This is a genomic window from Sorangium sp. So ce887, from assembly GCF_051521455.1.
In the GTDB taxonomy this organism is placed as follows: Bacteria; Myxococcota_A; Polyangia; order Polyangiales; family Polyangiaceae; genus Sorangium.
In genome coordinates this window covers 2,107,918-2,127,912 of record NZ_CP150354.1, presented here as the reverse complement: position 1 = coordinate 2,127,912, position 19,995 = coordinate 2,107,918, and the positions used below count along the sequence as shown (strand labels likewise).

17 protein-coding genes and 1 pseudogene are annotated in these 19,995 nt (G+C 69.1%); 11 read left to right on the top strand and 7 right to left on the bottom strand.

The window, feature by feature from the left end; translation table 11 throughout:
• Positions 1 to 88: 88 nt before the first annotated feature.
• From WMF36_RS08010 to WMF36_RS08000, 3 genes are all read left to right on the top strand, one after another.
• The gene (locus WMF36_RS08010) at positions 89 to 1,426 is read left to right on the top strand and encodes an extracellular catalytic domain type 1 short-chain-length polyhydroxyalkanoate depolymerase (RefSeq protein ID WP_437579017.1); all 1,338 of its coding nucleotides are present in this window, start codon (positions 89 to 91) and stop codon (positions 1,424 to 1,426) included.
• 143 nt (positions 1,427 to 1,569) lie between these two features.
• Positions 1,570 to 1,734 (top strand): hypothetical protein, encoded by a 165-nt coding sequence (locus WMF36_RS08005; RefSeq protein ID WP_437579016.1) that lies wholly within the window; start codon positions 1,570 to 1,572, stop codon positions 1,732 to 1,734.
• Positions 1,735 to 1,797: 63 nt separating this feature from the next.
• The gene (locus tag WMF36_RS08000) at positions 1,798 to 2,676 is read left to right on the top strand and encodes a PAS domain-containing protein (protein ID WP_437579015.1); all 879 of its coding nucleotides are present in this window, start codon (positions 1,798 to 1,800) and stop codon (positions 2,674 to 2,676) included.
• 88 nt (positions 2,677 to 2,764) lie between these two features.
• Here the strand turns inward: WMF36_RS08000 and WMF36_RS07995 are convergent, their stop codons facing one another.
• The 3 genes from WMF36_RS07995 to WMF36_RS07985 form a co-directional block, all read right to left on the bottom strand.
• On the bottom strand, positions 2,765 to 4,393 hold the full coding sequence (locus WMF36_RS07995) for a glycoside hydrolase family 43 protein (RefSeq protein WP_437579014.1): 1,629 nt from the start codon (positions 4,391 to 4,393) through the stop codon (positions 2,765 to 2,767).
• 916 nt (positions 4,394 to 5,309) lie between these two features.
• Positions 5,310 to 5,897, bottom strand: a complete 588-nt coding sequence (locus WMF36_RS07990) for a hypothetical protein (protein ID WP_437579013.1) — start codon at positions 5,895 to 5,897, stop codon at positions 5,310 to 5,312.
• Positions 5,894 to 6,610: a PD-(D/E)XK nuclease family protein gene (locus WMF36_RS07985; RefSeq protein ID WP_437579012.1), complete on the bottom strand. Its 717-nt coding sequence runs from the start codon at positions 6,608 to 6,610 to the stop codon at positions 5,894 to 5,896. The genes WMF36_RS07990 and WMF36_RS07985 overlap by 4 nt, the downstream gene beginning before the upstream one ends.
• Before the next feature lie 1,599 nt (positions 6,611 to 8,209).
• Here WMF36_RS07985 and WMF36_RS07980 point away from each other — a divergent pair.
• The 4 genes and pseudogenes from WMF36_RS07980 (at position 8,210) to WMF36_RS07965 (ending at position 11,183) form a co-directional block, all read left to right on the top strand.
• On the top strand, positions 8,210 to 8,776 hold the full coding sequence (locus tag WMF36_RS07980) for a TetR/AcrR family transcriptional regulator (RefSeq protein WP_437579011.1): 567 nt from the start codon (positions 8,210 to 8,212) through the stop codon (positions 8,774 to 8,776).
• Positions 8,773 to 9,645, top strand: coding sequence for an SDR family NAD(P)-dependent oxidoreductase (locus tag WMF36_RS07975; protein WP_437480114.1), 873 nt, complete (start codon positions 8,773 to 8,775; stop codon positions 9,643 to 9,645). Before WMF36_RS07980 ends, WMF36_RS07975 begins: the two co-directional genes overlap by 4 nt.
• Positions 9,602 to 10,114: an SDR family NAD(P)-dependent oxidoreductase gene (locus WMF36_RS07970; protein ID WP_437579010.1), complete on the top strand. Its 513-nt coding sequence runs from the start codon at positions 9,602 to 9,604 to the stop codon at positions 10,112 to 10,114. The genes WMF36_RS07975 and WMF36_RS07970 overlap by 44 nt, the downstream gene beginning before the upstream one ends.
• Positions 10,051 to 11,183: pseudogene (locus tag WMF36_RS07965) on the top strand (MBL fold metallo-hydrolase). Before WMF36_RS07970 ends, WMF36_RS07965 begins: the two are co-directional and overlap by 64 nt.
• 422 nt (positions 11,184 to 11,605) lie before the next feature.
• On the opposite strand, the gene WMF36_RS07960 reads toward WMF36_RS07965, so the two are convergent.
• Together WMF36_RS07960 and WMF36_RS07955 are read right to left on the bottom strand one after the other, a co-directional pair.
• A complete protein-coding gene (locus WMF36_RS07960) occupies positions 11,606 to 12,409 on the bottom strand; it encodes an SDR family NAD(P)-dependent oxidoreductase (RefSeq protein ID WP_437579009.1) in 804 nt (267 codons plus the stop codon).
• Entirely contained in the window at positions 12,388 to 12,963 is a 576-nt protein-coding gene (locus WMF36_RS07955) for a PadR family transcriptional regulator (RefSeq protein WP_437579008.1), read from the bottom strand. Before WMF36_RS07955 ends, WMF36_RS07960 begins: the two co-directional genes overlap by 22 nt.
• 131 nt (positions 12,964 to 13,094) lie before the next feature.
• Between WMF36_RS07955 and WMF36_RS07950 the strand changes: the two genes are divergently transcribed.
• From WMF36_RS07950 to WMF36_RS07940, 3 genes are all read left to right on the top strand, one after another.
• Positions 13,095 to 13,508 carry a Smr/MutS family protein gene (locus WMF36_RS07950; protein ID WP_437579007.1) on the top strand — a complete coding sequence of 138 codons (414 nt, stop codon included), beginning with the start codon at positions 13,095 to 13,097 and terminating at the stop codon, positions 13,506 to 13,508.
• 54 nt (positions 13,509 to 13,562) lie between these two features.
• A complete protein-coding gene (locus WMF36_RS07945; RefSeq protein WP_437579006.1) occupies positions 13,563 to 14,993 on the top strand; it encodes a sigma 54-interacting transcriptional regulator in 1,431 nt (476 codons plus the stop codon).
• A gap of 113 nt (positions 14,994 to 15,106) precedes the next feature.
• Positions 15,107 to 15,745: a hypothetical protein gene (locus WMF36_RS07940; protein ID WP_437579005.1), complete on the top strand. Its 639-nt coding sequence runs from the start codon at positions 15,107 to 15,109 to the stop codon at positions 15,743 to 15,745.
• Between the two features lie 54 nt (positions 15,746 to 15,799).
• Here WMF36_RS07940 and WMF36_RS07935 read toward each other — a convergent pair whose 3' ends face one another.
• Together WMF36_RS07935 and WMF36_RS07930 are read right to left on the bottom strand one after the other, a co-directional pair.
• Positions 15,800 to 16,177 carry a hypothetical protein gene (locus WMF36_RS07935; RefSeq protein WP_437579004.1) on the bottom strand — a complete coding sequence of 126 codons (378 nt, stop codon included), beginning with the start codon at positions 16,175 to 16,177 and terminating at the stop codon, positions 15,800 to 15,802.
• Between the two features lie 83 nt (positions 16,178 to 16,260).
• On the bottom strand, positions 16,261 to 17,646 hold the full coding sequence (locus tag WMF36_RS07930; protein ID WP_437579003.1) for an MATE family efflux transporter: 1,386 nt from the start codon (positions 17,644 to 17,646) through the stop codon (positions 16,261 to 16,263).
• Positions 17,647 to 18,063: 417 nt separating this feature from the next.
• On the opposite strand from WMF36_RS07930, the gene WMF36_RS07925 reads away from it, so the two are divergent.
• Positions 18,064 to 19,551 carry a carboxypeptidase regulatory-like domain-containing protein gene (locus WMF36_RS07925; protein ID WP_437579002.1) on the top strand — a complete coding sequence of 496 codons (1,488 nt, stop codon included), beginning with the start codon at positions 18,064 to 18,066 and terminating at the stop codon, positions 19,549 to 19,551.
• Positions 19,552 to 19,995 lie beyond the last annotated feature (444 nt).

Below are 19,995 nucleotides of genomic sequence, written 5' to 3'. Positions count from 1 at the left end.
CGCGCTCCGACTGCTCATTCCCATGCCCGCGAGACAGAGCGGTGCTGGCTTGCGTACCAGGTTAGCATTGGTGTAGCATCTCTGCCCGATGGACCAATTCCAAAGTCACGTCCTCGGGCTCGCATCGCTCTCGTTGGCGCTGCTCGCTGCGCTGCCTGCGCGCGGGGCATCGCTGCAAAAGGTCAACCAGAGCGAATGGGGGGTGGACGGCCTCCCCAGCTACGTCAACTCGTACATTTACGTGCCTGACACGCTGGCGACCAAGCCTCCCATCGTGGTCGCTCCCCATCATTGCCAGGGAACGGGCCCGGGGACGTTCGGCGAGATGTCGAGCCTGGTTTCTATAGCGAACACCAGTGGCTTCATCATGATCTTCCCGGAGGCCACCGGGCAGAACTGCTGGGACGCGGGATCGACGAGATCGCTCAAACACGACGGTGGTGGCGACACCGGAGCCATCGTCCAGATGGTAAAATACACGCTCGCGAAGTACGACGGCGATGCGGGCCGCGTGTACTCGGTTGGCGGGTCATCGGGCGGCATCATGACCGAGGCGCTGTTGGGTGTGTACCCCGACGTGTTCATGGCCGGCGTGTCGCTGATGGGCGTTCCGTGTGGCTGCTGGGCCGAGGGCTACAACGACGTCACCGGGACGGGGAGCAATGCCCAGTGGAGCGGGCCCTGCGGGGGCGGCAACGTCACGAAGACCGGGCAGCAATGGGGAGACCTCGTTCGTTCGTACTATCCCGGTTACACCGGCCATCGCCCGCGCCTGCAGCATTGGCATGGCACCGCCGACACGATCCTCAGCTACAAGAACATGGCTGAAGACGTGAAAGAGTGGACGAACCTCCTGGGTTTGAACGAAACCCCGGATGAGACCGACGCTCCGAGGACCGGAACCACGCGCCAGTCCTGGAAGAGCTCTTGCGGCTACACGGTCTACGAGACCTTTTCGATGGACGGCGTCGGGCATGCTGTGCCGTTCGACGGACCCGCCGTCGCCGCCTATTTCGGCCTCGACAAGGCCGGTGGTCAGGATCCAGAGACGGCGGCTTGTCCCGGTGCTGTTCCCGGTGGTGGCGACACCGGTGGTGCGGGTGGCGCGGCCGGAACCGGTGGTGCCGGTGGCGCGGTCGGAGCCGGAGGCGCGGGAGGCGCGGCCGGAGCCGGAGGTGCGGGCGGGGTGACGGAGGGTGGCGCTGGCGGCAGCGCAGGCAGCGGTGGCGCGATTGGCACCGGGTCCGGGGGGGCGAACGGGCAAGACGCCAGCGCGGGAACTGGCGGCTCGACGGGAGGAGAGAGCTCGAGCTCCGGCTGCAGCTGCGCCCTGGGCAACGACGCGAGAGACTCTGGCGCCCAAGCGGGGCTCCTCGTCGCGGCACTGGGATTGCTGCTCGGTCGCTCGAAGCGCCGCCCGCGCTGAGCGCACAGGATGAAACCTACCGGCATGACCCCGTTCCGGGGACACGGTACATGGCGCGCCCGCTCTGACGGGCCGAACTGCCCTGTCTGAGTTCGACCTCGGGCACCGACTGCCGGTTGCCGACCGGCCAAGCCGCCAGTCCCGTGCGACGAAGACCCCGCCCCGGCGCCAGCACGGACGGTGCGGCCGAGAGCGGCCCGTCGGGGCCGCGCTGGGCCACGCTCGAGCCGAGCCCGCTCGGCGTGAGCGCCCCCTCGAGCCCGGTGAGCGCGAAGCCGAAGTTGCCGGGCGGCCGGAGCAGCTCTTGAGCCGGAGGGCGTTCCTTTGCATGATGGGAGCGTATGTTTCCGGCGGGGGTAAACAGCGTTGCAATGACCAGCCTTCCCGTCGATCCCTTCACCTGGCGCCGCGTCGAGCTGCTCCAGCGCATCCTCGACACCGTGCCCGATCCCCTTTTTGTCAAGGACCGGGCGCATCGCTGGGTCGCCGTCAACGAGGGGTATTGTAAGCTCGTCGGGTACCCGCGGGAGGAGCTCATCGGCAAGGACGACAGGGGGTTCTGGCCCGCCGAGCAGGTCGAAGTCTTCTGGGAGCACGACGATCTCGTCGTGAACACGGGCGAGCACGACGAGAACCCGGAGGTGGTCACCGGCGCCGACCGCGTCGAGCGGACGATGTGGACACGCAAGTACCCCATGCGCGACGACGCCGGGCAGGTGGTCGGGCTCTGCGGCATCATCACGGACATCACGAACATGAAGGGCAAGCTCGTCGCGGCCGAGCGGCTCGAGGCTGAAAATCGCGCGCAGCTCGGGATCATCGAGGCGCAGCGCACGCTGCTCGAAAAGCTCGCGGTGCCGGTCGTGCGCATCTGGCAGGGCATCTTGCTCCTGCCGCTCGTCGGCGCGCTGAACCAGGAGCGGGCCGCGCAGGTCACCGAGAGCGTCCTCGCCGCGATAGGCGACGCTTCCGCGCGCTTCGTGATCATCGACGTGACGGGCGTCCCGCTCGTCGACACCATGGCCGCCGAGGCCCTGCTGCGCACCGTGCAAGCCGCGGCATTGCTCGGCTGCGAGAGCGTGCTGGTCGGCATGGGCCCCGCCGCGGCGCAGACCCTGGTCGGGCTCGACGTCGACCTCGGCCGCATCACGACGCGCGGCAGCCTCGAGCGCGGGCTCGAGTATGCGCTCGGCCGCCTGTCCTACCGGATCGTTGCAGCGAGAAAGGTGGCCACCGCCGGGGAGCGGTGACCTTGCGGGTCCGTCCGCGCCCGGCCGGCGGGCAGGGTCCAGCCGCTTGCCGGCCGTTCGCAGCGATCAGTCACCGGATCGCGAGCGCCTACCGGCGCCGACGCCGGAGAACGAGCGCAGCAGGGATCAGCCAGAGAGCGGCGGCGAGTCCGCCTTTCCCAGTGCTCGCGCCCGTCCGGCAGGAGCACGAGCCGCCTGGGTCGGCGTCCGCCGCGCCGTTCCCACCGGAGGATCCGGCGCTGCCGCCGCTGCCCGAGCCAGCGGTGACCGAGCCGCCGCTGCCCGAGGTCGTGCCCCCGGCGTCGGCGCTGCCGCCGCTGCCCGAGGTCGTGCCCCCAGCGCCGGCGCTGTCACCGCCGCCGCCCGTTCCCTGGCCCGAGCCGCCGGCACCGCCTCCGCCGTCCCCGCCATCCGGCATGGTGGGTCCGGTAAACCGCCACCAGTTGAACTTGAAGAGGTCGCCGTTGCCACCGACGAACTTCAGGAACAAGTCGTGTTTCCCGCTGCCCCCGCTGACCGCACAGGTCTTGGTGGTCCAGGACGACGCGCCCGAGACGTCACACGTCCCGAGCAGCGTGCCGGTCTCACTGTCGAGGTGGAGCTCGATCTTCGCGTTGCTGGCTGCGGACGATACCCGAGCCTCGAAGGAGGTCACGCCGTCCAGGAAATCGACGTCCTTCACCTTGATGTAGTCGCCATTGCTGATGGACGTGACGTTCATGCCGGCGCCGGTGTCGGTGCACACCTCGGTCTTGAGCCCGGACGAGAAGGCGATGGTCTCGGCCTCGACTTGGCTGAACGGATCCAGCGTGGCGACGGCGGACGGTCCCTTCGTGGACATCGAGATTTTCGGAATGCTGCCGTCGGCGCCGTACGTGAACTCCTCCACGCAGACCGAGCGCTTGAAGTCACCGCCGCCCGGCAATGCGTTGTTGTGATAGAAAAAGTACGAGTGCCCCTTGTAGTCGACGATGCCGGCGTGATTGGTGTAGGTTCGGCCAGCGTCCATGACGTCGCCGCGGACGGTCCAGGGCCCGGTCGGACTGTTGCTGGTCGCGTAGCTGATCTTCTCGGTCCCGGCGATGGCGGCGTAGACCATGTAGTACAGCGACCCTCGCTTGTGGAGCCACGGCCCCTCGGTGAAGCCACTCAACGGCACGTTGGTGATGCTTCCCGAGGTGCTGATCATGTCCGAGTTCAGCTTCACGTGCCGGAGGGTGCCATTCCCCCAGTACATGTGGGCCTGTCCATCGTCGTCGACGAACACCGTCGGGTCGATGTTGCCGGAGCCGGTCGCGGCCAGCTCCTTTCCCAGCGGGTCCATGAACGGGCCTGCCACATTGTCCGATACGCCCACGCCGATCCTCGCGCCGGTGGCGTTGTTCAGCGGCACGTATAGATAGTACTTGCCGTTCCTGGCGATCCCCTGCGGCGCCCACGCATCGCCGGTTCCCCAGCTGAAGGTTTTGTAGCTCGCGGGCGAGCCGTGGTCCGTCCAGTTGACCATGTCCGTGGTGGAGTACAACCTCCAGTCGTTCATGGTGTAGAAGTTGTTCACCGACACGTCCTCGTCGTGGGACGTGTAGAGGTACAACCTGCCTTCGTGCACCATGGGAGCGGGGTCGGCCGTGTAGAAGGTCTGCACGATCGGGTTGTCCGCCCGAGCGGGGGACGGAATCGCGGCGACGATGGCCAGCGCCATCGCCGACAGGGTCATTCTTCTTGCTCGGTACCACGTTGTGTTCAAGCGCACGTTGAATCCTCTCGCGAGCGGAATTGCTGGCGCCCCGCACCCCTGGTGCTGACTCGACGGAGGCGCCATCAGATGAGAGGATAGCCCGCGCAAAGGCACGCAGGACGACCCCTCAGGGCAAAGCACAAGTATACCCCTTTCGAAATGTGAACGATCACATTTCTTGTGTCAAACCCAATCGACCGGCCCGAGCGGGATCCTCGAGCCCGGAGGGAGGACAACGCTGGCGGGCTCCTCCGGAGCGCCGGGCCACGGGAGGGGGGGTGGGCGCCGGACCGCGGTGATCGCCGGCCCGATGCGCTCGATGCCGACCTGCGCACGGACGGCTGGCGCTCGACGCCGCAGGCGGCCGGCGCCCTGGGTATCGCCTCTCGTGCGCGGCGACTCGAGCGCGCGCTCCGGCCAAGAGCTCGCCCCATCATCGGCCGATTTGGATTTACGTCGCCTATGTGAACGGTCACATAGCCGAGCTGCGATGGGGGTCGCGCTTGCCCTTCACCGGATCAGGAGACGCCGGATGTTGCGCCCTTGCGGCCTCTCCTCTCGCTTGCATGCCGCGCTCTTCCCGCTTGCTCCTCGGCGGATTCGGCGGGTGCCGCGATCTGTTGAATGTAGCGCGCGCCCGGACGGCCGAGGTGGTTCGCGCTGCCTTCGACCCGTAGGTTCGCGATGGCGCGGCCCGCTTCACCGCGGCCTGCTGGCTCGTAAGCGCGCGCGCCTGACCGCTTGAAACACCGATCGCGTTGATCAAGCGAGAACTCAACCGCCAAGGCACCAAAGACGCCAAGAATTGGATTCTCTTCTTTGCGCTCTCGGCGTCCTGGCGACTCGAAGCTCTGCGCTTTTCAGGCGGTTTCAGCCCGTTCGTCGCGCTGGACGCTCAGGCCGCCAGCACTTCCCGGACCCGGGTCTCGAACTCCGTCCAGTGGGACCGCACTGACTCGACGAGGTGTTCGCGGTAGGGTACGAGGTCGTTCCAGTATTCGCCTGTCGCGGGCTCGTAGCGGTATGCGGGCCACCAGGCGCTGGAGGCGAGCTTGTGCTTCTTGAGGACGCCGGCCTCTCCGAAGGCCGCACGAAGCTTCCTCGACAGCTCCTTGCCGCCGTCGATGTCGAAATCCACCCATACGCCTGTGAACGCGCAAGCAGGAGAGGTCGTGAAGTTCAAACGTCTCGACTTGTTCCACTCCAGGCCGATCCCGACCCTGGGGACGCGCTCGCCTTCGCGCGACACGAACCATTCTGGCAAGACCAGCAGGATCTTCGGCCAGTCTTCGTCTTCCTCCATGAATTTGTAAACCTCCACGTCTGGAGAGAGCTCGTAGGCAAGCTCGACGATCCCATCTGCGCACGAGCATAGAAACGCGTGCGCGAGGTCGGCGGCGGACTCGCGGAGGGCGGCCAACTCCTCGATGAGCGCCTGATGCCGGAGGTAGAATACGGCACGCGGATCGTCGATGCGGTTCATTGGAACTCCCTCTCCAGGGTGGCGAGATAGTTGGAGGCGGCCTCGCGCCCATGCGCCGTCGCGTCCTTGCCCGGCGCCGAGGCGAGCGCGTCGCGGAGCATCGCCGCGATATCGGCGTAGCTCATCGGCTTGAACGCCTCCCGCGCGCCGCCCGTGGCTGTCACGGGCGCTCGTCCGGATGGCGACAGGAAGATGAACAGCGCACCTGGGTCTCGACAGAAACTCTCGTAAAGGCGATCGCATTGCTGGGGCTGTTCACGGGCATCGACCTTGTTCGCGATCACGAGGTAGAGCCCAGGCCCAGCGACGACGACATCGGCGCGGGCGTTGCCCCGGCTCACCTCGAGCGCGGGCCGGGCGCGGTCCAGCTCGGCCGGCGGATCGGCTGTGCAGCGGCGGAGCAACGCCTCGAGGAAGCCAGAGCCGAAGCCATGTCGACCCTGGGGATCGAGCAGCCATGCCAGCAGCGTAGCGTGATACGGCTCCTGCCGGCTCTGCCCGAGGATGCTCAGGAGGTCGTCCCGTCCGCCTATCCAGTGGCCATCTCTCAGGAGCGCCTCTTGCTCGGCGCGGATCTCGGCGAGCTTTGCATCCCACACGGCAACCTGCGCCACGTGGTTCTCGTGCTCCCTTGCCACGATGGCGCGCGATTCCGCGTCGAGGCCGGCGACCCCGGGCTCGTCTGCATCAGGCGCTGACACGAAGATTGTCATCTACCTCGCTCCTCCTTCCTGTGCTCTCCACGGGCCGCTGGACCGCCCAATGAATAGGTGGCCATGGCGGGTGGCGACCGGTCGGCCTGCGGTGCGATCAGGTTACGCCCGCGCCGGATCAACAGTCAACGCCGAGCGCTTCGCGTAACGCCGCACGGACGCTGGAGCCAGGGCGAGGGGGTCAGCCCATGGCGGCGGCCGGCCTACCCCGACGGCTGTCGCTTCGCCCGCGGGCTGCGCGGCGGCCTCCCGCGCGTCACCTCGGGCAGCGTGGCGCGGCGCAGCAGGACGCCGGGCTCGACGGCGAGCGCGTCGGCGAGCCGGACCAGGACCAGACAGAGCGAGGAGTCGGCGAAGGTGCCAAGGAAAGCGGCGCGGCGAAGGGTGAGCCGGTAGCGGAAACGGTTGTCAAGCGACAGTAACTTTTACTGACGCTCTACACCCCATAACTCCAGTCGTTGGGCCGGAAGAGTGCGGGGACGCAGGCACGATCCCGAAACAGGCGGCAGCGCATCGAAGGGCCCGGCAACAGGGCGGCGAGCGCAGGAGAATCCCTCGGCGCTGCGCCGCCAGGCCAGGCGTCGACCCCGATCGGTGATGCCGCGGGCCCTTCACCGCGGGCGACGCGACGGCAGAGGGCGCCCCGTTGGACCACACCGGAGCCGCCCTCCGCGGCGAAACAGGCGAAAACCATGGAAATCTCTACTGTTTCCGGCGACCGCTCGTCATCGACCGGTTTCTCTGGCGGGACTCTTCCGCGGGGGTGAACCGTCGCGATCCGTCCCCGGGGATTCAGGGAGGGCGTGACGACGGATCGCACCCCCTCGGGTGGCATGGACCCAACCCGGGCCCAACCGCCGAGCCCTGGGCCCGGGGAGCTCGCGACGGTCGATCCATCGCCTCGGGCCGCTGTGGTTACGTCGCTCGCCGGCACTCTGAGCCGAGCCGTCGCCCTCGGGGACGCGGAGGCAGCCCGGGTCGTGCACGAGGCGATCGGTCAGCTGCTCGGGCTGCCGGTGGCACCGGAGGGGTGAGCAAGCTTGGGCCGAACGTCGAGCCCGCCGCTCGCGTCGACTCGCTGCCGGCGGGGTGTCGAAATTCGCGGCGAAAACGCGCCCTCACCGCGTGGCGTGCGGCGTGCGGTGTCGGCGCCGTGCGGCCAGCGCGGCTCGCACCACGGGAGCCATCACGACGCTCGCGGTCCCACCCTTTCGGTTTGCTGCGCTACACTTCTTCGCGCTGCGATCCGGCTTCTTTTACCTACGCGCCGATGGCTCGAACGAAGGGGGAAAAGCTTGGCGAGGCGAAGGCGCAGGCTTCGCCCGGCGAAGAGCTCGTTGACGAGCGCCCCACATCGGGCACGAAGCGAAGCGAACTCGCTGCGCGGCTGCAGTCATTGGTCGCAACAGAGAGGCAGTCCACCTGGGCACCGAGCAGCTGGACCGCGCGCCTCGCCTCCGGGGTGGACAAAGCCGCGCGGCGACGGCGAGGGGGACATCCGCAAGGCCGGCAGCCGGCAGACAGACCTCCCCGACTGCCCAGTCTTGGGACCATCGGGAACGTGTTGACAGTTGATGCACAACTTGTCACAATGTCTTCATGCAAGCGACGACGACAGACGACGAGGCGGCCGCCCGCCGCGCGAGGATCCTGACCGCCGCGCGCTGGTGCTTCCTCAACTTCGGCTTCACGAAGACGGCCTTCGAGGACATCGCCAAGCGCGCCGGCCTCTCGCGCACGCTGCTCTACCGGATCTTCAAGGACAAAGAAGACATCTACCGGGCCGTATTCGTGGACTGGCTGGTCTCTCGGCACCCCGCCGCGAAGGAGGCGGCGAACGGCCCGGGGAGCGCCTATGAGCGCTTGCTCAGCGTCTGCCGTCTGCTGGCGATCGAGCCCTGGGCTGAGATGGTCGGGGCACCGATGGGGAGCGATTTCATCGAGGCGTGCGAGCGCATCGATCCCGAGAGCGAGGCACTTTATCGCAAGATCACGCTCGAGTGCGTGGGCGCCATCTTGGGCGATGAGGAGAGCGCCAAGGTCTTCCTCCTCGCGCTCGACGGGTTGCTCTCGGACCGACCGTCGATGGAGGTGCTGGAGCAGCGGACGCAGCTCCTCGCAGCGCGCTTCGCTCCTCGTTCGTCGAAGAAAGGAGCGCGGTCATGACAGCGTCACCTGAAATCCAAGAGATCGTCATTATAACCGGTGCGTCTACCGGCATCGGCGCGGCCACGGCACGCGAGCTGGCTCGGCGGGGGTTCCACGTCCTCGCGGGTGTCCGGCGCGACCGGGACGCCGACGCAATCCGGGGGCCAGGTATAGAGCCGCTGATCCTCGACATCACCAACCCGGACCACATCCGGGCGCTGGCGACTCGGGTGCACGGGGACCCGCAGGGCCGGGCAGTGCGGGCCCTGGTAAACAACGCCGCCATGGCGGTCAACGCACCGGTCGAGGTCTTCGCGATCGACGAGTGGCGACGCCTGTTCGAGGTCAACCTCTTCGGCCACATCGCCGTTACGCAGACACTCCTGCCGGCCCTGATCCGCAGCAAGGGTCGCGTGGTCAACATCAGCTCCGTGGGCGGCAAGGTCGCCATGGCCACCTATGGTCCGTACGCAGGCACGAAGTTCGCGCTCGAAGCGGTCAGTGACTCCTTGCGACGCGAAATCGCCCCGCTGGGCGTCCAGGTGGTCGTGGTCGAACCGGGCGCCGTGCGAACGGAGATGCCCGGCCGGGCGATCGCCAGCGCCCATGAGGTGGCGTCGACCATGACGCCTGAGCAAAGCCAGCGCTACGGCGGGCTGGTGCAAGCCATCATCGCGCAGACCGCCTACCACACCAAGTCGGGCCTGCCGGCTGACGCTGCGGCCAAGGTGATCGCCAAGGCAGTGACGGCGCGCAAGCCGCGCACTCGCTACACCGTCGGCCGCGAGGCCGCACTCCTCACCTTGGTGCGCATCCTGCCCGACCGGATACTCGACCTCCTCTTTGCCGCTGCTCTGCGTCCCCACTTTCCCAAGGAGAGCAAGTGAGCACCCGAACCTCGACATCCTTCTCTGCGACCTGTCGCGGATGGCCGACGTGAGGCGCGCCGCCGTGGAGTTCAAGGCCAAGCACGATCGGCTCGACGTCCTCGTGAACAACGCGGGCGCCACCTTCAAGAAGCCGACGATAGGGCCCGACGGGTTCGAGCTGACGTTCGCGCTAGACCACCTCGCGTACTTCCTGTTCACGACCTCGCTGCTTGCCCTCATCCGCAAGACCCCCGGCGCGCGCGTCGTGTCGACCTCAAGCTCCATGCAGGCGCGCGGAGAACTCGACCTCGCGAAGACGCCGACCTCGCCGGAGGCGGCGTCGCTCAAGGGCGAGTACATCTCGAAGCGACGGCCGGCGACCCCGCAGAAGCAGGCGATGGATCCGAAGCTCGCGGCCGACCTATGGACGTCGAGCGAGAAGCTCGGCGCCGAGGCGGCGGCTCGGGCGGCGAGAGGCAACGCATGAGGTTTCATGGTCTTCGTCTGGAACGAGTTCGTTCGTCGAGGCAGTTCGACGGCGACGTCTTTCGTAACCCGCTGGGTCCGTGGAGGGCGTCGACGACCGGAGTCCTTCCGATGCTCCCCGAGCTCCTCTTCGGGGGGGCTCGACGTAGACCGAAAGCTCCCTTGCCGACGACGCGCCCCCACGAAGCATGGGGTCGTCCGGTCAGCTCCGGGCTCCGCACGACGTGGCTCGGCCACAGCACCGTGCTCATCGAGATCGACGGCTATCGAGTCCTGACCGATCCCGTCTTCGGCGAGCGGGCATCCCCGGTCTCCTTCGCGGGCCCGAAGCGCTTTCACTCCGTGCCGGCAGGGCTCGGAGAGCTACCTCCGCTCGATGCCGTGGTGCTCTCCCATGACCACTACGACCACCTGTGTGCGACCACGATCGCCGGTCTCGCTCGCATGCCGGCGATCCCGATCGTCACGCCGCTTGGGGTGGGGTCGCACCTCGAGCGGCTGGGAATTGCGCCAGAGCGCATTCACGAGCTCGACTGGGGTGAATCATGCGACGTTCGCGGGTTGCGCTTCATCGCGACCCAAGCCAGCACTACTCAGGTCGCAGCCTGAGCGACCGGGACGCGACCCTCTGGTCGTCATGGGTCATCCAGTCAGATCGGCACAAGGTCTTCTTCTCGGGCGACACGGGGCTGACCGAACAGTTCCGCGAGACGGGCCAGATGTACGGGCCGTTCGACCTCGTCATGCTCGAGATCGGCGCGTTCCACCCAGGCTTTGAGGCCATTCACCTGGGGCCCGAGAACGCGCTCAACGTGTTGCAGATGCTGGGCGGCGGGACCTTGCTGCCGGTGCACTGGGGTACCTTCGATCTTGCGCTCCACGCGTGGGATGAGCCTGCGGAGACGCTCGTGCGACTCGCGGCCGAACAGGGCCTACGGGTTGTCACACCGAGCCTCGGTCAGGTCGTCGAACCCTCGCAGCTCGATGCCCCAACGCCGTGGTGGCGAGACCTCAAGTCGAGGGAGGCGCCTCTCCGCCCCTTGGCCGAGCAGCTTCAACCGCACCCGTAACAGCTACGGGTGACCCGATGTCCAACTCAACCAATGTTTCATCGAGAACTGCGGCTGCCCTGGACGAAGCGACAGTAACTTTTACTGACGCTCTACACCCCATGACTCCAGTCGTTGGGCCGGAAGAGTGCGGGGACGCAGGCACGATCCCGAAACAGGCGGCAGCGCATCGAAGGGCCCGGCAACAGGGCGGCGAGCGCAGGAGAATCCCTCGGCGCTGCGCCGCCAGGCCAGGCGTCGACCCCGATCGGTGATGCCGCGGGCCCTTCACCGCGGGCGACGCGACGGCAGAGGGCGCCCCGTTGGGCCACACCGGAGCCGTCCTCGGCGGCGAAACAGGGAAAAACCATGGAAGTCTCTACTGTTTCCGGCGACCGCTCGTCATCGACCGGTTTCTCTGGCGGGATTTCTGGCGGACGGAGCTAGGCGGCGCCGCGGATCATGGCGGCGCTCTTCGCCCCGGCGCGCAGCCCGATGTCCTTCATGATGCGGGCCGCGAGGCCGGGCGCGATCCGCTGGAGCACGAGCAGGCTGCGGTTGGAGGCGCCCGCGAGGAAGCTGCGCCTGTCCCGGCGGAGCGTCTCGACGAGCTGCTCGGCCACCCACTCGGGCGCGAAGACCTGCGGCCCCTCAAGTGGCCAGTCGTTGCCGGCGGCGGTGCTCGTGTGCGGGGGGGCAAACACGGTCACCCGGACGCCGCGCCCCTCGAGCTCGCCGCGCAGCGACTCGGAGAAGGCGACGACCGCCGCCTTCGCCGCGGAGTACGCGGCGGCGGCCGGCATCGGGACCCACGCCACCGTCGAGGCGATGTTCACGACCGTGCCCGAGCCCTGCGCCAGCATCGCCGGCAGGACAGCCCGCGTGACACGCTCCATCCCGAACACGTGGACGTCGAACATCGCGCGCGTGAACGCCGCGTCCGTCGACTCCCAGAGAGACATCTTGCCGCCGTTGCCAGCGTTGTTGATGACGACATCGATACGGCCGAACCGCTCCAGGATCGACGCCACCGCCGCCCCGACCGAGGCGTCGGACGTGACGTCCATCTCGACGGCCAGGGCCCTCCCTCCCCCGCGGACGATGCTGTCGGCCTCCGCCGACAGCCTGGCCATCGACCGCGCGGCGAGGACCACGAGGGCGCCCTCGCGGGCGAGCGCCCTCGCGCCCGCGAGCCCGATGCCCAGGGAAGCGCCCGTCACGATGATCACTTTGTCTTTCGGTTCCATCTCTTCTGCCCTCCTCGTTCCGCCGACAGCTCGCAGCGGGCGCGCTCGAGCCACCGGAGCTCCGCGTCGCACCACGCGATCCCGTGCTCGATGCTCAGGCGCCATATGTCGTGCTCGCGCGCCGATCGCGCGAGCGCGAAGATCCGCTCGTCCTCGAGCCTCTCCTCGTAATCGACCCTCGTCGCCTCGATCTCGCGGGCGTACCTCGCCAGGAGCTCGTCGAGCTTCTTCGGCGGCACCTGCGCCGCGAACACGAGCTTGAGCAAGAGCGGGTGCCGCAGCAGGAGCGGCTCGAGCGGCTCCTCGAGCCACGCCTTGAGCGCTGCCCGGCCGGGCTCCGTGAGAGAGTACACCTTCCGGTCCGGCTTGCCGTCCCCGGGCATCGTCGTGGCCTCGACGAGCCCCTCGCGCTCCAGCGCGTGCAGCTCCCGGTAGATCTGGCTCTGGGTCACGGACCAGAACGACCGCACCGACCCGTCGAACCGCTGTTTCAGCGTGTAGCCGCTCGTCGGCTCGAGCGAGAGGAAGCCCAGGATGGCGCCGCGGAGAGACATGACACCCGAACCATAAGACACACGTGGCATATATGCAATGTGATTTATCAGCGCGGGCGCCGCTCGACGCCGCGCGACCCCTCGACGCCGCGCGCCGTGGCGGCCGCCGCGGGCTCGGCTACACCGCGCGGATGCTCCGCCGACTCCTCGCCTGGCTCGACCGCGCGCTCTCGCCCCGCGCGCCCGCGTCACCCGACATCGACACCGTCGCCGACGTCGAGCCGGCGGAGGTCGAGCCGCCCGGAGCGCCGGGCGGCGACGACGTCGTGGTCATGCCGATCGAGGACGCGATCGACCTGCACACGTTCGCCCCGCGCGACGTCGCCTCGGTGGTCGAGGAGTACCTCCACGAGGCGCAGCGGCGCGGCTTCTGCGAGGTGCGGATCATCCACGGCCGCGGCAAGGGCGTGCAGCGCCGCATCGTGCAGGGCGTCCTCTCGCGCCACCCCGCCGTCGACGGCTTCCGCGACGCCCCGGCCTCGCGCGGCGGGTGGGGCGCGACCGTCGTGTGGCTCAAGGCCGCGGGCGGCGACGTCTCGCCGTGAGGCGTCAGCAAGGCCACCTGGAACGACCGCGGGCTCCCGCGTAAGATGGCGCGCATGTCGCGTCCCCCCGCCACGCCCGACGACCCCGGCCCGACCAGCCTCGCGGCCGCCACCGAGCCCCGCATGAAGGCCGAGGTGGTGGCGGTGCCCCGCATCGAGCTGTGCGTCGAGCGCGAGGGGGGCAAGCCCGCGAGCCGGGCGATGGTGCTCGACGGCGACTTCATCCGCATCGGCTCCCACCAGAGCAACGATCTCGTCCTCGCCGACCGCGCCGTCTCGCGCTTCCACTGCATCCTCGAGCGCGTGAAGTCGACGTTCCGGCTGACGGACGTCGGCTCGCTCAACGGGACCACCATCGCCGGCGTCCGCGTGCGGGACGCCGACGCCCTCCTGCCGGAGTGCCGCATCGAGCTCGGCGAGTCGGTCGTGCGCATCCGCGACGCCGACGCCGTCGCCGAGACCGAGCTCGCGCGCGCCGTCAGCTTCGGCGCGCTCCAGGGCGTGTCGGTGCCCATGCGGCGCCTGTTCCACATCCTCGATCGCGTGGCGAAGAGCGCGCCCGACGTGCTCATCGAGGGCGAGAACGGCACGGGCAAGGAGGTCATCGCCACCGAGCTCGTCCAGCGCGGCGCCCGCGCCGACAAGCCGCTCGTCATCGTCGACTGCGGCGCCATCTCGCCGAGCCTCATCGAGAGCGAGCTGTTCGGCCACGTGCGCGGCTCGTTCACGGGCGCCTCGCGCGACCGCGCCGGCGCCTTCGAGGAGGCCGACGGCGGCACCGTCTTCCTCGACGAGATCGGCGAGCTGCCGCTGGAGATGCAGCCGAAGCTGCTCCGCGCCCTCGCCTCGCGCGAGGTGCGCAGGCTCGGCGAGAGCCGGGTGCGCAAGGTCGATATCCGGGTGATCGCCGCCACGAACCGGCGCCTCGAGCGCGAGGTGAACAGCGGTCGATTCCGCGAGGACCTCTATTACCGCCTCTCGGTGCTCACCGTGCGCGTCCCGCCGCTCCGGGAGCGCAAGGAGGACATCGGCCTCCTCGTCCACAGCTTTCTGAACGAGCTCGGCGCCGCCGACAAGGTGGGCCTCTTTTCGCCCGAGGTCATCGAGGAGATGAAGCGCTACGACTGGCCCGGCAACGTGCGGGAGCTGAGAAACTATGTCGAGCGCCGCGTCGTGCTCGGCGAGGGCGCCGCCATGGGGGCGACCGCGCCGTCCGAGCGCAGCTCCACGCCGCCGGGCTCCAGGTCGCCGGGCTCCGCGTCTCCGGACGCCGCGCGCGAGGCGCCGGCCGCGAACATCGAGATGCCCTTCAAGGAGGCGAAGGAGGCCATCATCGACAGGTTCGAGCGGGACTACCTCGCCGCGCTGCTCGAGTGGTCGAACGGCAACGTGAGCCGCGCCGCGCGCAAGGCGGGGCTCGACCGGATGTACCTCCACCGCCTCCTCCAGCGCCACGGGCTCCGCCGCGCCGCCGCCCTCGACTGAGAAGTGTCGCGCCTCACCGATCGGGGCGACCCCGCGGCCGCCCCCCGCGATAGGACAGGGCGCCGCCGCCCCGCCCATGTCACAGTCGCGGCGAAATGGCGCGATCCGTTCGTGTGCGCAACCTCGCAAAATCTCTAAACATTTCTGAAACAGAGCTGCTCGTCTGGCTCGCGGATCAAGCGCCTGCGGCGGACATCCGGCATCCGGCGGACTTCCTCCCCCCGGAGACGGTGGAGCGGGCGCAGCAGGCCCTCGCCCGGCCTCCGCCACCGGCGCCGGCGCCGGAGCCGGTCGAGCGCCGCTGCGCCGAGTGCGCGAAGCTCCCCGCGAAGGCGGGGCTCCGCGTGGTCGAGGTCGGCGCCGACGCAGTTTGCGACATGTGCGGCAGCTCTGCGAACAAGCGGGCGGCGCTCACGATGATCGGGGCGTTCCATGCGCGGGGGCTCCGGAGGTTGCTCGTGGTCGGCGGAGGGCCGGGCACGGCCGAGGACCTGCGGCAGCTGCTCGCGGGCGAGGTCGACATCCGCATCGTGGACGGCGAAGGCCACCGCAACGCGACGAAGGCCGACGCCGATCTCCGCTGGGCCGACGTGGTCGCGGTCTGGAGCTCGACGATCCTCTCGCACAAGGTCTCGAAGCTCTACACCGACCAGCGCGCCGCGTTCCGCGACAAGCTCGTCACCGTGCCGAGGCGCGGCGTGGCCGCGCTCTGCATGGCGGTGACCGAGAAGGTGGGTAGTGCTCCTGTCTGACCACGCTCCCGATCCCGTGCGACGAGGCGCGGGGCGGGAGCGCCCCGGCTCCCTCTATCCGGCGCCTGCCTCGCCGGTCCCGCCCTCGTCGGGCCAGCTGCTCTTGTGGTCGGCGCTCGACTCGGGGTTCAGCGGCTTGCTCCCGTCGAGCACGCCAGGGATCGCCTCGTTGGGCGATCCGCCCCCGCGCGGCATATCGACGGGCTCCGGCGCCGCGTCGCCCTCGTCGACGTCCTGGCCGCGCGCCGCCGGCTCGCGCGCGCCCGGGGCGCCCTCGCCCTGCGGCGGCGCCGCCGGGGGCGCGGGCGCTCCACCCTGCCCCGCTGCGCTCGGGTCGCCCACGGTCCCCTCCGAAATACCGCCGTAGCCGGGCGGGCTCGCGGCGGGACTGTCGGGACTTCGTCCTTGCATCGGGCGCTCGTCTTGAGCCATGGCGTGTCTCCTTCGATGGCGAGGTGGAGCAATGGACATGCCACTTCGAAGCGGAGACGGGCGTGGCGCCGCTCGACCGGCTATCACCCCGGGCGGCTGTGGAGCCGCACGCGACGGCGGGTGCGCCGCGCGTGGGGCACCCAGCCGCGGAAGTGCCAGCGCGCGGACATGGCGAGTCCGCGGATCCACTCGTCTGCGCCGTAGGCCACCCAGACGCCGACGAGCCCCCAGCCGAGGTAGACGCCGAGCAGCCAGGACAGCCCGACGGCCACGGCGAACATCGAGAAGACGCCGAACGCGACCGGGAAGCGCGCGTCGCCGGCGGCGCGGAGGCCGTTGATGACGACCAGGTTGATCGTGCGGCCCGGCTCGACAAGGAGGGTGAGCCAGAGCAGCTTGGAGCCGGTGGCGATCACCTCCGGATCGCTCGTGAACAGGCCGAGCAGGTGGGGGCCGATCAGCGCGATCGCGAGCACCAGGGCCACGCACACGCAGAACCCGACCAACAGGCCGCCGCGCACCTGGCGATCGGCGCCGTGCAGCTCGCCGGCGCCGATGTGGTGCCCGACCACGATCTCGGTCCCGAAGCCGAGCGCCAGGCCGAACAGGAGCAGGAAGTGCACGATCTGCATCGTGTACGTATGCGTGGTGAGCGCCGTCTGCCCCATGTTGGCGACCATGGCGAGGATGATCATGAAGCTGATGCGATAGACCACGTTCTCGCCCGCCCCCGGCAGGCCGATGTGCAGCATCTCGCGGAGGCGATCGGGGCGGATGCGCCAGAAGTCCTCGAAGGTCGGGCGGATCCGGAGGCGCACGATCCACAGCTGCCGGTGCATCCAGACGGAGCACGCGCGCGCGATCACCGCGGCGAGCGCGAGCCCGTTCATGCCGAGCCCAGGCCACCCGGCGACACCGAACATGAGCGGCAGGCTGAGCGAGAGCTGGATGACGTACATGACGACGATGAGGCGCAGCGTGTCGCGGGTGTACGTGTGCGCGCGCAGCACCGCGCCGAGCGAGAAAGTCACCGCGTCGAACGCCAGCATCACGCCGACCGCGATCAGATACGGCTGCGCGATCGGGAACAGGGAGGGCGGCAGGCGCATCAGCTCGAGCAGGGGCCTCGCGCCGATCGCGATGACGGCGCAGCTGAAGACCCCGAGCCACAGGTTGGCCGCGAGCGACGCCCGCGCGACCAGCTCGGCGCCGGCGCGGTCGCGCGCGCCGAGGTACTGAGTGACCACCACGCTCGCGCCGACGCTGACGAAGCGAAAGGTGATCATGAAGGTCAACATGATCTGGTTGGACAGCCCGTACGCCGCGGCGGCCTCATCCGAGAGGCGGCTGACCAGCCACACGCCGAACACCCCGACGAGCATGTGCAGCAGGTGCTCGCTGAAGATGGGCCAGGTGATCTCGAGCAGGCGGGGGCGAGGAAGAGAAGGAGCAGGAAGGACTGATTGCAAAGCGCCGCATCCTACTCTGCCGGGGTGCCTCTCGCCATGGCGGAACACGGCCGGAGGGGCGCCGGCCCCGGCGCGGTCCGCCGCGCCGGCAGCGAGGACGGGGCGCGGTCATCGGGTCGTCGCGCCGCAGCCCCGTGGCGCTGTGGTCCACGGGACGGCGGCCGGGGCCGCTGTCGCCCCTCTCCTCACGATCCGCTCGGGTCGCGTCGCAGCGGCCGAGCGGCGGTCGAGGCGCCGGACGGCTCGGCGCCGCGCTCTCGCGGCGACGTGAGGAGAGGCGAGAGCGCGGCGAGACGGCAAAACGTGTCCGCGCTCGCCTCCTTGCAGGGTTGTCCCTTCCCGGCTCCCCCTCGTCTCGATTACCCTCGGAATGGGCAGAGCGGGGCACCCTCGCGCCTCCGCGCCCGGAGGTGTCGAATGCTGAAATTGCATAGCAGCGCCGGATGGCTCCTGGCCGCGGCGGCCATGGCGCCGGCCGCGATTGCCGGGTGCTCGTGCGGCGATCCCATCGGGACGAGCGCGAGCACGTCCGGCGGCGGCGGCGGCGGCGGCGGCGCCGGCCAGGGCGCAGGGGGCGGCTTCGGGGGGACCCCATTCCTGGCGGGGAGCGGCGGCTCCAGCGTCGGGAGCGGCGGGTGCGAGGGGCTCGAATGCCAGCAGGTCGCCTGTCCGGCCGGCGGCAAGACCACCGTGAGCGGCACCGTGTACGAGCCCGCGGGCAATCTCCCGCTGTACAACGTGATCGTTTACGTCCCGAACAGGGAGCTCGATCCGATCACCGACGGGGCGAGCTGCGATCAGTGCAACGTGACGCTCTCGGGAGATCCGATCGCGACCGCGCTGACGGACACGAAGGGGCGGTTCGTGCTGGAGGACGTGCCGGTCGGCGAGGACATCCCGCTGGTCGTCCAGCTCGGCAAATGGCGGCGCCAGATCACGCTGCCGAGGGTCGAGGCGTGCGTCGACAACCCGACCGTGGACAAGGAGGTCCGGCTGCCGCGCAGCAAGTCGGAGGGCCATCTCCCGAGGATCGCGCTGACGACCGGCGGCATGGACGTGCTGGAGTGCCTCCTCTACAAGATGGGTATCGATGCGTCGGAGTTCACGCCGGAGACGGGCGACGGGCGGGTGAACCTGTTCGTCGGGCGCGCCATCGAGGGCGACAGCGCGACGGGCCGGTACCGCGACGGGCTGAACGACGGCGCGGCCTTCTCCCCTGCGCGCGAGTTCTGGAGCTCGCTCGACAACCTGCAGCAGTACGACATGGTGATCCTGTCGTGCGAAGGGTCGGCGTTCGTGGCCGACAAGCCGGAGACGGCGCGGCGGGCGATGTTCGACTACGCCTCCGCGGGAGGTCGCGTGTTCGCGTCGCACTGGCACAACACCTGGCTGCGGCTCGGGCCGGAGCGGTTCCCGGACACGGCAGAATGGGACGAGGAGAGCGACCCCGACAACGGGCTCCCCGTGCTGGTGGACACCACATTCCCGAAGGGCATGGCGCTCCGGGACTGGCTCGTCACCGTGGAGGCGTCGGCCGTGCCCGGGCAGATCGAGATCAACGATCCGCAGCACTGGGTCAACTCGGTGAACGAGGAGATCGCGACGCGGTGGCTCTACAACGACGCCGATCCGGAGTTCGACGCGCGTGCGGGGGTGAAGTACTTCACGTTCAACACGCCGATCGGCTCCCCGGAAGAACAGCAGTGCGGCCGGTTCGTGTACACGGACATCCACGTGGCGGCGAGCGACGTCGCCGGGGCGCCGTTCCCGAGCGGGTGCGAGGACCGCGACGGGGAGATCCATGGGCTGACGGCCCAGGAGAAGGCGCTGCTCTTCATGCTGTTCGACCTGTCGGCCTGCATCACGCCGGACGACGAGCCGCCGCCTGTGCCCGTGCCGAGGTGACGGCTCTTTTGACGCCCTGCGCATGGATGGGCGGTTGCCCAGGGTGGTCGCCCGACCACCGAGGGGAGCACCGTAGCCTGCGTGGATCTCCGCGGGGAAGACAGCTCGCGCAGGCCACAGACGAGGGGCGGCAGCGACCGAGCCGTGGGTCCAGCGGACTGGCATGTATCTTGCGGAAAATTTCAATTGCTTGCACACCGCAGCTCGGGCACATCGGCGCCCGTGAAGGCTTCGCCTCACGCCCTCGCTGGTGGCTGACGGCGGCCCGCCCTCGAGAGTTGCACGCGGCAGCATTGTGCTTTGGATCACATCATCAAACTAAGTCTTTACTGTTTACTTTTATCGCGCAGAGGGCTTGCCATGGCGCTGGACTGCCCTTTTAATGCCGCGCCATACGGTGACTTCCCTTGGAGGACAAGATGAAGAGCGTTTCGCTTCGCGGTG

Excerpts from the sequence above, each read along its gene's own strand:
- WMF36_RS08010 (WP_437579017.1), top strand. The coding sequence starts at position 89 with ATGGACCAATTCCAAAGTCACGTCCTCGGGCTCGCATCGCTCTCGTTG.
- WMF36_RS08000 (WP_437579015.1), top strand. The coding sequence starts at position 1,798 with ATGACCAGCCTTCCCGTCGATCCCTTCACCTGGCGCCGCGTCGAGCTG.
- WMF36_RS07995 (WP_437579014.1), bottom strand. The coding sequence starts at position 4,393 with ATGACCCTGTCGGCGATGGCGCTGGCCATCGTCGCCGCGATTCCGTCC.
- WMF36_RS07990 (WP_437579013.1), bottom strand. The coding sequence starts at position 5,897 with ATGAACCGCATCGACGATCCGCGTGCCGTATTCTACCTCCGGCATCAG.
- WMF36_RS07985 (WP_437579012.1), bottom strand. The coding sequence starts at position 6,610 with ATGACAATCTTCGTGTCAGCGCCTGATGCAGACGAGCCCGGGGTCGCC.
- WMF36_RS07980 (WP_437579011.1), top strand. The coding sequence starts at position 8,210 with ATGCAAGCGACGACGACAGACGACGAGGCGGCCGCCCGCCGCGCGAGG.
- WMF36_RS07975 (WP_437480114.1), top strand. The coding sequence starts at position 8,773 with ATGACAGCGTCACCTGAAATCCAAGAGATCGTCATTATAACCGGTGCG.
- WMF36_RS07960 (WP_437579009.1), bottom strand. The coding sequence starts at position 12,409 with ATGGAACCGAAAGACAAAGTGATCATCGTGACGGGCGCTTCCCTGGGC.
- WMF36_RS07955 (WP_437579008.1), bottom strand. The coding sequence starts at position 12,963 with ATGTCTCTCCGCGGCGCCATCCTGGGCTTCCTCTCGCTCGAGCCGACG.
- WMF36_RS07950 (WP_437579007.1), top strand. The coding sequence starts at position 13,095 with ATGCTCCGCCGACTCCTCGCCTGGCTCGACCGCGCGCTCTCGCCCCGC.
- WMF36_RS07945 (WP_437579006.1), top strand. The coding sequence starts at position 13,563 with ATGTCGCGTCCCCCCGCCACGCCCGACGACCCCGGCCCGACCAGCCTC.
- WMF36_RS07935 (WP_437579004.1), bottom strand. The coding sequence starts at position 16,177 with ATGGCTCAAGACGAGCGCCCGATGCAAGGACGAAGTCCCGACAGTCCC.
- WMF36_RS07925 (WP_437579002.1), top strand. The coding sequence starts at position 18,064 with ATGCTGAAATTGCATAGCAGCGCCGGATGGCTCCTGGCCGCGGCGGCC.